The following is a 12,675-nucleotide window of genomic DNA, read 5'->3' as shown; positions in this document are numbered from 1 at the left end:
AGTAATGATGGCAATGGCTTTGTCGTTGCAGCCATGCCCAAGAATGGGCCAAATTTTAACTTAGTGATTTAGATAAATATCTTGCTCTGCATAGGCCAGCAGAGGTGTGCCGAGGTTAGTCCGTTTCGCGCCAAAGAAGCGGGTGAGTACGCCAGATTGCTGTCCCAGTCGCTGCAGCTTGACGTGATCCAGCTCGATCTGCTCAGGCAGCCAGGTAAATACGGCGGCGCAGTGACCATTGCCCAGACTGCGCTCCAGGGTTTGCTGCCAGTTCTTGATTTTGGGGCTATGTACCACCAGCACTCTCTTGGGATCGATACCTCGCTCTTCCAGACGGCTGACTGTGGGGCGTCCCGGCGGGGCGATCAACAAGATCCAGCCGGTATGAGCCTCCCCAAGCTTTGTCAGCTCGCTCAGAAACTGATCATCAGACTGGATAGTCACACCATAATGAGCCAACTCCGCTTTGCAGGCGGTTCTGGTTGGCCAGGGCTTGCTCATGACACGATTCATCGCAAAGGGCAGTGAGTGCAGGGGCTGGTTCATATATGGGGTTCCTGTATGAATATCCAAGCTGTATGTGCATACAGTAGTTCTATCCTGTGGCAGTGACAAGGTGTTTTTGCTGAAAAATGTGATGATGTTGGCATGTGTCGTTAGTAAGGTTATGTTTTTAAACACTATTTAATATAAAGCCAGTTGGGTGTTTTTCGTACTATGGACAAACCTTGCGTAACCGCCCATGGTTATACAGGTCATTTACAGGAGGTGCCGCCATGGATATCAGTACCTTGCAACGTCTTGATGCCAACATCTTGCTGGGCATCATCAATGAGAAGCTAAGGCTTGAGTGTGACGGGTTGGAGGAGTTGCTGGCCTATTACGATATGAGTGAAGAGCAGTTGGCAGGACGTCTGGATCAGATTGGGTACCATTACGATCCATTGAGTAATCAGTTAAAGGCACATCTTTAAGGGTGCAATGATTGCTTCATATTTATACGGTAATTTTTCAGGCACATTGAAACCGGTTTCAATGTGCCGTCTTGCTGCCTATTTTCAGGGATTTTCAAGGCTTGGCAATCTCTGAAAACCTATTCATGCCAGAATATTTTTATTGTTTCATTAAGTTTATGATAATAAAGGGAATGTTTGTTTTTGTGCGATCAATTAAAGGAAAGGGTTTTCAAGCTTTTCAGGCTGTTTTTATCGGTTAAAGTGTGACTTGCGTTAACTTTTAATTCTGCCGCTTTAGTTAGTATTCTCACGCCGGTACATATTTTGAGATAACAACAGCGCCGGTCCCGCAAGCGGGATAACAATTTTATTTGTAACGAAGGAATATGGTTTATGGCTACCAAGAAGAAGACAGACCAGGATCTCCAACTGGATAAAGATCAGCTCAAGGCGAGTATCGTGCGTCACCTGCGTTCTACCTTGGGAACAAGCGAACAGAAAGCCTCTCCCGAAGCGTGGTGGAAAGCCACTGCTGCGGCCGTCAATGAACAGGTGTACGAGCGCCTGACCCGCACTCAGCAGACTCATTTCAAGAAAGATACTCGTGCGATTCACTATCTCTCTGCTGAATTCCTGATGGGACGATTGACTTCCAACAACCTGCACAACCTCTCCCTCTACAAGACTTGCGAAGAGGCGCTGGGCGAACTCGGTCTGGAACTGACCGACCTGTGCGAACAAGAGCCGGACATGGCACTTGGCAACGGCGGCCTGGGTCGTCTGGCTGCCTGCTTTATCGACTCGCTGGCCACTCTGAACTATCCGGCGGTTGGTTACGGTATTCACTACGAACACGGTCTGTTCCGTCAGGAAATCCAGGATGGCCGCCAGATCGAGCGTCCGGACTCCTGGCGTGAATATGGCAACCCCTGGGAGATCTGCCGCCCCGAATCGGTGCAAGAAGTGCCGCTCTATGGCTACGTCGAGACCGTGTTTGGTGACAATGGCGGCCTGAAGAAGGTATGGCACGCCGGTCGCAAGATTAAAGGGGTGCCTTGGGATATTCCGGTGGTCGGTTTTGGCGGTCACACCGTCAACATCCTGCGTTTGTGGGAATCCCGCGCCTCCGAGTTTTTCGACTGGGACGTGTTCAACGCCGGTGGTTACATCGACTCCCAGGCTGAGAAAGCCCAGGCCGAGACCATCTCCAAGGTACTCTATCCGAACGATGAGACCGATGCCGGTAAAGAGCTGCGTCTGATCCAGCAGTACTTCTTCTGTGCTTGCTCCATCAAGGACATCATGCGCCGTTACAAGCGGGTCCATGGCAGTGACTTCAGCAACTTTGCCGCGCAAATTGCCATTCAGCTCAACGATACTCACCCGACTGTCGCCATCCCGGAACTGATGCGGGTGCTGGTTGACGAGGAAGATCTGAACTGGGATGCCGCTTGGGCTATTTGCTATCAGGTCTTCTCTTATACCAACCACACTCTGCTGCCGGAAGCGCTGGAGAAGTGGTCGGTCAGCCTGTTCGAGAAAGTACTGCCTCGCCATCTGGAGGTGATTTACGAGATCAACGCCCGCTTCCTGAACGAGTTGGTGGAGCCCAAGTGGCCGGGCAACGATGCTATCAAAGCCAAGCTCTCCATCATCGAAGAGGGGGCCGTGCGCAAGGTTCGCATGGGCAACCTGTGCGTGATCGGTTCGTCCAAAGTGAACGGTGTGGCCGAGATCCACTCCAAGCTGGTGAAGGAAGATCTCTTCCCCGAGTATGCCGAGCTGTGGCCGGAAAAAATGTGCAACGTGACCAACGGGGTGACCCCGCGTCGCTGGCTGCTGGCGTGCAACCCGGAACTGGCTGGCCTCTACAACGAAGTAGTGGGCAAGGAGTGGCCGCTGCAACTGGACAAACTGCGTGGCGTGGTGAAGTTTGCCGACGACAAGGCGTTCCAGCAGCAGTTCATGACCATCAAGCGTCACAACAAAGAGAAGCTGGTCAAGGTCATCAAAGACGAAACCGGTATCGATGTCAGTGCCGAGGCGATCTTTGACGTTCAGATCAAGCGTCTGCACGAGTACAAGCGCCAGCAGCTGAACCTTATTCACATCATGGCGCTCTATCGTCGCCTGCTGGCCAACCCGGACTATGACATGCATCCGCGTGTGTTTATCTTCGGCTCCAAAGCGGCGCCCGGTTACAAGCTGGCCAAAGACATCATCTATGCCATCAACAAGCTGGCGGATCGGGTCAATAACGATGCTCGTATCCAGGGCAAGCTGAAAGTGGTGTTCATGCCGAACTATCGCGTGAGTCTGGCCGAGAAGCTGATCCCGGCAGCAGATGTCTCCGAGCAGATCTCCACTGCAGGTTATGAAGCATCCGGTACCGGCAACATGAAGATGGCACTCAACGGTGCAATCACCATCGGGACGCTGGATGGAGCCAACATCGAGATCGCCGAAGAGGCGGGTGCCGAAAACTGTGCCATCTTCGGTCTGAACGTGGACGAGGTGAAGTCGCTGAAAGCGCGCGGTTACAACCCGTACGACTTCTACTATGCCAACTCCGAGCTCAAAGCCGTGCTGGACTGGTTTGATACCGACTACTTCACGCCGGGTCGTCCGGGTGAGCTGGCCTCCATCAAGCGCTCTTTGCTGGAAGGGGGAGACCCTTACCTGACCCTGGCGGACTTCCAGTCCTACTCGGATGCACACAAGCTGATCGATACCTGGTATCGGGATCCGGCACTGTGGGCGAAGAAGGCCATCATCAACTCGGCCACCATGGGCAAGTTCAACTCCGACCGCTCCATTCAGGACTATGTGGATCGGATCTGGGATCTGAAGGTCTGCAACATCGGCTAATCGGATTCATAAATGAGAAAACCCCCGCAATGCGGGGGTTTTTGTTTATTGGGGGGGAGGCGGATCAGAGGATATCGCCAACGAAGTAGGCCAGCAGGGCGAGCAACACGGTAAAGACCACGTTCAGAGCCATACCGGCTTTCATCATCTCCCTTTGGCGGATGTGGCCACTGGCAAAGACGATGGCATTGGGCGGCGTGGCGACCGGCAGCATAAAGGCACAGGAGGCACCGATAGCGATCAACACTGACATCACCACAGGTGATACACCCAGCGCCTCGGCGACACCGGCAAACAGGGGAACCAACAGTGCGGCGGTGGCGGTGTTGGAGACCAGCTCGGTCAGGAACACCACGAAGGCGGCCAGCATAAGCAATACGACAAAAATGTTGGCGTTGGAGAGTACGGCCGACAGATGGCTTGCCAGGAACGCGCTGGTACCAGTGGCCTTGAGAATGGCGCTCAGGGTCAGACCGCCGCCAAACAGCATCAGCACGCCCCAGTCGGTGTTCTGGTTGACGTCATCCCAGCTGGCGACACGGCTGACCACGATGGCCACGATGGCGCCCATGGCAATCAGGGTGTCGAGTTGCGGAATACCGCCAAAGGCGTTGGAGATGGGTTGTGATCCGATCCAGAGCACAACGGTGGTCAGGAAGATTGCCAGCGTCACTTTACGCTCGCGTGTCCAGTTGATGGTGACATCCTGGATCTCGACGCGGTGGCTGAGACGCGGGCGGGTTACCAGATAGAGCAGGGCAATGCCGCAGGGCATCAGGATCAGCACTACTGGAACACCGAATTTCATCCAGTCAGTGAAGCCAATCCCCATCTGGGCGGCTGCGATGGCGTTGGGTGGGCTACCCACTAGGGTGCCGATGCCACCGATACTGGCGCTGTAGGCGATCCCCAGCAATACGAAGACGAAGGTGGCGCGCTCTTTTTTGCTATCGAGGCGTGCCAGCATACCGATCGCCAGTGGCAGCATCATGGCGGTGGTAGCGGTGTTGCTGATCCACATCGACATGGCGGCTGTGATGGTAAAGAGCAGGATGACGCCCCAACCCAGATGACCATTGGCCAGGTGCATCACCTTGCCTGCCATCAGGGTATCCAGTCCCTGTTTTGAGAGGGCTGCCGCGAGGGCGAAACCGCCAAAAAAGAGGAACAGGATCGGGTTGGCAAAATCGGTGAGGGATTTGCTCATGTCAAACACCCCGAGCACGGTAGCCAGCAGGGGTACCAGCAGCGCGGTGATGGTGACGTGCAGCGCTTCGGTCAGCCAGAGGATGGCAATAAAGACCAGAATGCCCAGCCCCTTGTTGACCATGGGGTCAAACGGGAGCCAGGCGAGCATGGCACAAAGTAGCAAGACATCCAGGATGACGATCCCTGATTTGATGTCCAGCCAGCGAGATGGAGCAGAGGGTACAGCTGATGTGTGCATAATGTTCTCTCGGTTAATTTATGGTTGTTTTTGTGTTGCCGAGATTACATCCATTCACTTGTTTGAAACAGACTCACATGTTGAAAATCAGCCTCTACTCACATACTCATTGATAAAAATGAGGAAATGAACACATAAATAAAACATGTGCGAAATATAAATCAAACATCCATGAACTGTTCCAGCCACTGCTTGAACATGTTCTTGGGCAAGGAGCCATTTATCTGGTTCACCAGTTTGCCCTGTTTGAAGACCATCAGGGTGGGGATGCTGCGAATGGCGTAACGGGCGGCAATGGTGCTCTGCTGCTCGGTATCGACTTTGACAAAGCGCATCCGTGGTTCGAGTTCATGGGCAACCTCATAAAATACCGGAGCAAACTGCTGGCAGGGGCCGCACCAGCTGGCCCAGAAATCGACCACGACCGGGATGTCTGAGTTGATCAGGGTATCGAAGTTATCCGCCTTCCCGAGGCAAGGGGTCTGGCTGAACAGGAGGGCTTTGCAGCGCCCGCATTTGGCAGATGTATCGATATGGGTAACGGGCAGGCGGTTCCTGGTAAAGCAGTGGCTACAATAAGTAGTGATAAATGACATAATTGGTTCCTTCTAAATCAGCTCTGGCCGGGGATATGATGAGAAGCCAGAATGAAGCAATCGCGAAACAATAGCGAAATATCAGAGCAATAACGGTAACACAGTGCCCAGCGGGAGTGGATAATTCCCCAGGGTTCATTGCCTAACCGGATAATTCAGCGACCACCAGATGAGAGTCGAGACGGGATGAATAAAGGATCACGGAAAAACCGTGCTGTGCCAGGGCTGATTGTTGCCCTGCTGCTTGCCTTTTCGGGCTACTGCTGGCAGTCGCTCAGTCAGCAGCAGCAGGCCCACAACCTGAACGAAGCGGCCGAGGTGGTGCTGAACCGGATCAACGCCGATACCCTCTATCTGCTTGGGCGGGAGCAGGCCAATGACAGCAATGTCCAGCAGCGCCTGAACCAGTTATCCATCACCCTTGACGGTTTTGTACGGGAAGTCAGAAGCGATCCCGAGCTGGTGCAAGACGATCTCTCCCTGGCACTGCTTGAGGACATGGACAACTATCTGATGGCGCTGGCCAGGCTTCATGCCATTGAGATGGCTATCGAGTACCTCAATGCGCCCCTGCAGGCCCAGATTAAAAAGGTGCGGGGGATAAGCCCGTCAGACAGTGCTCTCCATCGCGACCTGGAGGAGTTGGCGCAACTGAGCAACTATCTGCAGCGCAGTTGGGACAAACGTGAACAGACTACGCTGGACCAGCTGCAACAGCAGTTGCAATCCCGTTATGGCAACTTGCCGGAGATCGCCACCCTGATCCGTCTGAGCAAGGAGATGAGCCAGCAGGTGATTGCTTATCACACCTTGCGTTACCAGCTCATCGACATGCATGTGATCGAGAGTCTGGTGCGCTGGAAACTCGACAAGCTGGAGCGCGCCTCCTCTTTGATGAACCGCTTCTATCTGATGGTGCTGTGCGGGGCTTTGATCTGCTTTGCGCTGGTGGCCTTCACCCTGTGGCGCCGCAACCAGAAGCTGAGCGAGTTGTCGCGCCAGACCGGCTTGCTGGCTCAGGCCAAAAGCGATTTTCTGGCCAACATGAGCCATGAGATCCGCACCCCCATGAATGCCATCATAGGTTTTAGCTCGCTGGCACTGCAGACTGAACTGGATCAACAACAGCGGGACTATTTGGGCAAGATCAAATCCTCATCCGATACCCTGCTGCTGCTGATCAACGACATCCTTGATTTGACCAAGGTGGAGTCAGGCAAGCTGACGTTGGAGGAGATCGACTTCGATCTCAGCGAGCAGCTCGATTCGCTGGCGGGCATGTTTGCCGATCTGGCGGAGCGCAAACACGTGGAAGTGGTTATTCGCAAGTCACCGGAAGTGCCGGTCTTCTTGCGTGGGGATCCCTTGCGATTGGGACAAGTGCTGGTCAATCTGGTGAACAACGCCATCAAGTTTACCGAACGCGGTGAAGTCGAAGTCTGCATCGAGCTGGCCAATCCTCACCCAATGCGGATCCGCTTCAGTGTGCGCGATACCGGCATCGGCATTGCCGAAGAGAAGCAGACCCAACTGTTTCAGGCGTTTACCCAGCTGGAGGCTGGCAATACCCGAAAATATGGCGGCTCGGGACTCGGGCTCAATATCTCCCAGCGGCTGGTGGAGCTGATGGGGGGGCGGATCACCGTAGAGAGCAAGCCTGGCGTCGGCTCTCTGTTCAAGTTCGATATTCCGATGGCGCAGGCGGTCTACGGCGTGGCTGGACGGAAAGTCTTCTTCGAAAACCAGCCGCTGGTGATGGTGATGGATGACAACGAACTGGTGCTGGATCTGGCCCGGGACATTCTGACTCGGGCGGGAGTGCGAGTGCTGCCGGTTAACTCCCTTTCCCGCGCCCGTCAGCTGCTCCGTGAAGAGGGACCGAATCTGCGGTTGGCGATCCTCGACTGGCGCATGGGTCAGGAGGATGGGCTCGATCTGGCGCTGGAGATGTATCAGCACAGCCAGTGGCGGCGGATCCCCATCCTGATGATCAGCGCCTGGGCCAGAGAGGGGCTGCACGCCCGGATGGATAGCATGGGGCTGACCCATTTTCTGCCCAAACCGATGACCGAAAATGCCCTGCTGGCCAAGGTGGACGAACTGCTCAACGGTAGCTCCTACGAGCTCAACCTGCGCAAGGCCGAGGCTCAGGGGGATCAGCAACACTTCAAATCCCTGTTGCAGGGTACCCGAGTGCTGTTGGCGGAAGACAACCGGGTCAATCAGCAGCTCATCATCGAGTATCTGCGGCGCGTCGATGCGGTGGTGTGTGTGGTCAGCAATGGTCGGGAGGCGGTGGAGCGGGTCGCCGAGCAGCCTTTTGACGTGATCCTGATGGATTTGCAGATGCCGGTTCTGGACGGACTCGATGCCACCCGCCAGATCCGCAAGATGGTCGACAAACACGATGTGCCCATCATTGCCCTCACCGCCAGTGCAATGCCCGGTGACAAGGAGCGTTGCCTGGGGGTGGGGATGAATGGCTATGTCACCAAGCCGGTGAGCAAGCTGGATCTCTACAACAACCTGCTGCAGTGGGTAAAGCCGCAAGGGGTGGAGCAGGCGGGGATCATGGAGGTGAAACCGCCGGATATGATCGGGATCCTCGATCTGCAGGATGCACTCAAGCGTCTGGAGCAGGACAAGGAGGCATTGCAGATCCTGTTCAAGCTGTTCATGTCGGAGCACAAGGACGATCTGTGGGAGATCCGCTCCGCCCTGCGCCGTCAGCAGCCCGAGGTGGCCAGCAAGCTGCTGCACACCCTCAAGGGGGTGTCGGCCAATATCTCGGCGGCCCGTCTGCAATTGGTGGCTGGCGAGCTGGAGTGGCGCTTGCGGCAAAACGAGGTGCTAAGCGAGACGGATCTGGAGCAGTTGCAACAGGTCTTTAGCCAGACCCGGGAAGAGGTGTCACACTTCCTGTTGACCGGTGAGCAGCATGAAAATTCGTATAATCCCTATTCATCAGGGGATGATCGCATGTCACAGTGAATTAAATAGTAATTATTCTCAACAATCCCGGTTCGGGATATGATGAGCTTTCGTTCGAATCGCCTCCAGCCGGAGGCGATTGTTTTCATTCTTCTATTTCTGCGTGGCTTCTCTGATGGCCGCTCCTTGGAGCGGTCACGGGCAGAGAGCGCTAAAGGTTGGTAGTGTGAGCGTATTTCTACGATTGAGCTGGTTTTTCAAGGAGCAGTGGCCCCGTTATCTGGCTGCCATCTCCCTGCTGCTGATGGTGGCCCTGTTGACCGTTATTCCGCCCAAAGTGGTGGGCTGGGTGGTGGATGGCATCACCAGGGGCGGTCTCGACAATGGCACCCTGATGCGCTATCTGGCGGGGCTGTTTGGTCTGGGTGTGCTGATTTATCTGCTGCGCTACGTCTGGCGGGTGATGCTGTTCGGTGCCTCTTACCGTCTGGCCTATGTGTTGCGCAATCGCCTTTTCAGCCATTTCACCCGGATGAGCCCCGATTTTTATCAGCGCCACCGTACTGGCGATTTGATGGCCCATGCCACCAATGACATTCAGGCTGTGGAGATGACCGCTGGCGAAGGGGTGCTGACTCTGGTGGACTCCATCATGGTCGGGGTATTGGTGCTCTCCATCATGTGCAGCCAGTACTCCTGGCAGTTGACGCTGGTCTCCTTGCTGCCGCTGCCGGTGATGGCCTATTTCATGAACCGCTTCGGCACCCAGATCTACACCCAGTTCAAGGCGGCGCAAGGGGCCTTCTCCAGGCTCAACAACAAGACCCAGGAGGCCCTTTCCGGCGTGCGGGTGTTGAAATCCTATGCGGTTGAATCGCTGGAAGATGAAGGCTTTGCCGAGCTGACCAAACAGGCGGGGGAGCGCAATATGGCGGTGGCCCGCATCGATGCCAAGTTCGATCCGGTCATCTATCTCTGTATCGGTTGCTCCTACTTCCTCGCGGTGGCGGGGGGCAGTGTGCTGGTGCTGCAGGGTGAGTTGACCCTGGGTGAGCTCACCAGCTTCACCATGTACCTCGGCCAGCTGATCTGGCCGATGTTTGCCATCGCCTGGCTGTTCAACATCATCGAGCGGGGCAGCGCCGCCTACTCCCGTATCGAAAGCCTGCTGGGGGAGCGCAGCGATATCGAAGAGCCCGCCCAGCCGGCCGCGTTTACCTCTGCCTTTCCTTTGCAGATCAAAGGGGTGAGCTATCAACTTGAGCAGCGCACCCTGCTTGCGGATATCGACGTTACCCTCAAGCAAGGGGGGATGCTTGGGGTGGTGGGGCGCACCGGGGCAGGCAAGAGCTCCCTGCTCAAGCTGTTGATGCGCCTTGCCAATCCGACTCACGGTTCGATAGCCATGGGGGGCGTACCGATTGACCAGTTGCCGCTCGCCACACTGCGCAGCCAGTTTGCCTATGTGCCGCAGGAGCCATTCCTGTTTTCCACCACTATCGCCGCCAATATTGCCCTCGGCAAACCCGATGCGAGCCGCGAGGAGGTCGAACGGGTGGCGCGCATTGCCTGTGTCCACGATGATATTGTGCGTTTCCCCAAGGGCTATGAGACCGAGGTGGGGGAGAAAGGGGTGACCCTCTCCGGCGGCCAGAAACAGCGGCTGGCCATTGCCCGCGCCCTGCTGCTGGATGCGCCCATTCTGGTGCTCGATGATGCGCTCTCGGCGGTAGATGCCCACACCGAGCAGCAAATTCTGCATGCCCTCAAAGCCCATCGTCGCACCCTGATCCTGGTCAGCCATCGCATGACGGCTGTGGAGCAGGCCGACGAGATCCTGGTGCTGGAGCAGGGGGCCGTTAGCGAACGGGGTCATCACGGTGCCCTGATGGCGCACAATGGCTGGTATGCAGATATGGTGCGTTATCAGCGTCTCGAAGAAGCGGTGGAGGAGAGCCTGTGAATCCGACCATTAAACGACTGCTCGCTTACTGCGCCCAGTATCCTCGCTGGCTTATTCAGGCGGGGATCTGTTTGCTGCTCGCCACCGGCGCCGAAGTGGCCGGACCGCTGCTGATCAAGCTCTTTATCGATGACTATCTGGCTCCACGCAATATCGTGCTGCCCACCATTGCCCTGATCGCAGCGGGCTATCTGGGTTTGCAGGTGCTGTCGGCGGCGGGTTTCTATTTGCAATCCCTGCGCTTCAATCGCATCGCTCAGGCGGTGGTGCAAACCCTGCGCGAGCAGGTATTTGCTACCGCCATCCGTTTGCCGGCCCGCTACTTTGACAAGCATCGCTCCGGCTCGCTGATTTCCCGCATCACCAACGACACCGAGGCGATCATGAACCTCTATGTGCAGGTGATCGGCTTGCTGGTGCAAAAGGTGGTGCTGTTGTGCGGCATCCTCATCTCGATGGCGCTGCTGGATCTGCGGCTGATGCTGGTCTGCTCCCTGTTGCTGCCCGCAGTGGGCGGGGTGATGTGGCTCTACCAGAAACTGAGCGTGCCGGTGGTGCGAGCGACCCGCAGCCTGCTCTCCGACATCAACAGCCGCCTCAACGAGTCGCTGCAGGGGATGCCGGTTATTCAGGCGATGGTGCAGGAGCGCCACTTTGCCAACGCCTTTGCTGAGGTGAACCAGCAACACTGGTCGGCACGGATCAAGAGCCTCAAGATCAACGGCATTTTGCTGCGTCCGCTCATCGATCTCTTCTACATGATGGTGCTGATCGGCCTGTTGGCGCTGTTTGCCCACGAGGGACTGAGCCACGCCGGTGCCATTCAGGTGGGGGTGCTCTACGCCTTTATCAGCTATCTGGGGCGGATGATCGAGCCGCTCATCGAGATGACCAACCAGCTCAACCAGCTGCAGCAGGCGATGGTGGCTGGGGAGCGTGTCTTTGCCCTGCTCGATGAAACCCGCGAGAGCACCGATGGCGAGATGATCCCGCTGGAAGGGCGGGTCAGTTTCGAGCGGGTGAGCTTCTCCTACGATGGTGAGCAGCAGGTGCTGCGGGAGGTCAGTTTTGCCGCAAAACCGGGCCAGATGCTGGCGCTGGTGGGCCATACCGGCAGCGGCAAGTCCACCATTATCAGCCTGCTGATGGGCTTCTATCCGCTGGATCAGGGGCAGATCCGCTTCGATGATCACGCACTGGATACCCTGTCGCTGGCGGCGGTGCGCCGCAGCATCGGGCTGGTGCAGCAGGATCCTTTTATCTTCGTCGGCACTCTGGCGGAAAACCTGCGTCTCGGCCGCGCCGGCATAGATGACGCGCGGCTCTGGCAGGCGCTGAGCGAGGTGCAGCTGGCCGAGTTTGTGCACAGCTTGCCACAGGGGATCAACACCCTGATGGAGGAGGGTGGCAAGAACCTCTCCGCCGGTCAGCGGCAACTGCTCTCCTTTGCCCGTGCACTGGTGGGAGATCCGCGTATCCTCATTCTGGATGAAGCGACGGCCAGCGTGGACTCCCAGACCGAGTTGGCGCTGTCGCAGGCGATCTCTGCTGCCCGTCGTGGCCGCACCACCATCGCCATCGCCCACCGCCTCTCGACCATCGTCGATGCGGACGAGATCCTGCTGCTCTCCCGCGGTCAGGTGAATGAGCGGGGTCCCCATGGTGAGTTGATGGCCCTCGGCGGTCACTATGCCCAGCTGTTCGAGATGCAGAGTCAGGGGGCTTGGCTCGAAGAGAAGCGCGCCTGATCGGCACATTTGCTGTAACAGCGACATAAACGAAAAGAGGGAACCGGTGCGGTTCCCTCTGTTTTTTTGGGTTGGGCAAAAGGTCGTAACCGTGATCCCTGTGCTTGTCGAATGGCGCAGATGCAGGCAACATGTTGTTTACATTAACTCATCGGATCAGTTCGCA

8 protein-coding genes are annotated in these 12,675 nt (G+C 56.4%); 5 read left to right on the top strand and 3 right to left on the bottom strand.

Features of this window, described 5'->3' with window-relative positions:
* Window positions 1–60 precede the first annotated feature (60 nt).
* Window positions 61–546 carry a cell division inhibitor gene (locus tag ACTG2S_RS13145; protein ID WP_005333614.1) on the bottom strand — a complete coding sequence of 162 codons (486 nt, stop codon included), beginning with the start codon at window positions 544–546 and terminating at the stop codon, window positions 61–63.
* 230 nt (window positions 547–776) lie between these two features.
* On the opposite strand from ACTG2S_RS13145, the gene ACTG2S_RS13140 reads away from it, so the two are divergent.
* Both ACTG2S_RS13140 and ACTG2S_RS13135 read left to right on the top strand, forming a co-directional pair.
* The gene (locus ACTG2S_RS13140) at window positions 777–974 is read left to right on the top strand and encodes a DUF4250 domain-containing protein (protein WP_274160491.1); all 198 of its coding nucleotides are present in this window, start codon (window positions 777–779) and stop codon (window positions 972–974) included.
* Between the two features lie 375 nt (window positions 975–1,349).
* The gene (locus ACTG2S_RS13135) at window positions 1,350–3,824 is read left to right on the top strand and encodes a glycogen/starch/alpha-glucan phosphorylase (protein WP_274160490.1); all 2,475 of its coding nucleotides are present in this window, start codon (window positions 1,350–1,352) and stop codon (window positions 3,822–3,824) included.
* A gap of 64 nt (window positions 3,825–3,888) precedes the next feature.
* On the opposite strand, the gene ACTG2S_RS13130 is transcribed toward ACTG2S_RS13135, so the two are convergent.
* Window positions 3,889–5,271: an SLC13 family permease gene (locus tag ACTG2S_RS13130; protein WP_005333606.1), complete on the bottom strand. Its 1,383-nt coding sequence runs from the start codon at window positions 5,269–5,271 to the stop codon at window positions 3,889–3,891.
* Between the two features lie 161 nt (window positions 5,272–5,432).
* Window positions 5,433–5,867 carry a thioredoxin TrxC gene (gene trxC, locus ACTG2S_RS13125; RefSeq protein ID WP_274160489.1) on the bottom strand — a complete coding sequence of 145 codons (435 nt, stop codon included), beginning with the start codon at window positions 5,865–5,867 and terminating at the stop codon, window positions 5,433–5,435.
* Between the two features lie 186 nt (window positions 5,868–6,053).
* Between trxC and ACTG2S_RS13120 the strand changes: the two genes are divergently transcribed.
* The 3 genes from ACTG2S_RS13120 (at window position 6,054) to ACTG2S_RS13110 (ending at window position 12,509) form a co-directional block, all read left to right on the top strand.
* The gene (locus ACTG2S_RS13120; RefSeq protein ID WP_274160488.1) at window positions 6,054–8,858 is read left to right on the top strand and encodes a hybrid sensor histidine kinase/response regulator; all 2,805 of its coding nucleotides are present in this window, start codon (window positions 6,054–6,056) and stop codon (window positions 8,856–8,858) included.
* A gap of 166 nt (window positions 8,859–9,024) precedes the next feature.
* Window positions 9,025–10,761, top strand: a complete 1,737-nt coding sequence (locus ACTG2S_RS13115) for an ABC transporter transmembrane domain-containing protein (RefSeq protein ID WP_274160487.1) — start codon at window positions 9,025–9,027, stop codon at window positions 10,759–10,761.
* Window positions 10,758–12,509, top strand: a complete 1,752-nt coding sequence (locus ACTG2S_RS13110) for an ABC transporter transmembrane domain-containing protein (protein WP_274160486.1) — start codon at window positions 10,758–10,760, stop codon at window positions 12,507–12,509. Before ACTG2S_RS13115 ends, ACTG2S_RS13110 begins: the two co-directional genes overlap by 4 nt.
* Window positions 12,510–12,675: the final 166 nt, after the last annotated feature.

The organism is Aeromonas sp. 82P, from assembly GCF_051919365.1.
Classification (GTDB): domain Bacteria; phylum Pseudomonadota; class Gammaproteobacteria; order Enterobacterales; family Aeromonadaceae; genus Aeromonas; species Aeromonas veronii.
The sequence above is the reverse complement of the archived record's forward strand: the minus strand, read 5'-3'. Positions and strand labels throughout refer to the sequence as shown.

Bases quoted from the DNA above. Each gene is read 5' to 3' on its own strand.
- ACTG2S_RS13135 (WP_274160490.1), top strand. From the start codon at position 1,350: ATGGCTACCAAGAAGAAGACAGACCAGGATCTCCAACTGGATAAAGAT.
- ACTG2S_RS13120 (WP_274160488.1), top strand. From the start codon at position 6,054: ATGAATAAAGGATCACGGAAAAACCGTGCTGTGCCAGGGCTGATTGTT.
- ACTG2S_RS13130 (WP_005333606.1), bottom strand. From the start codon at position 5,271: ATGCACACATCAGCTGTACCCTCTGCTCCATCTCGCTGGCTGGACATC.
- trxC (WP_274160489.1), bottom strand. From the start codon at position 5,867: ATGTCATTTATCACTACTTATTGTAGCCACTGCTTTACCAGGAACCGC.
- ACTG2S_RS13145 (WP_005333614.1), bottom strand. From the start codon at position 546: ATGAACCAGCCCCTGCACTCACTGCCCTTTGCGATGAATCGTGTCATG.
- ACTG2S_RS13140 (WP_274160491.1), top strand. From the start codon at position 777: ATGGATATCAGTACCTTGCAACGTCTTGATGCCAACATCTTGCTGGGC.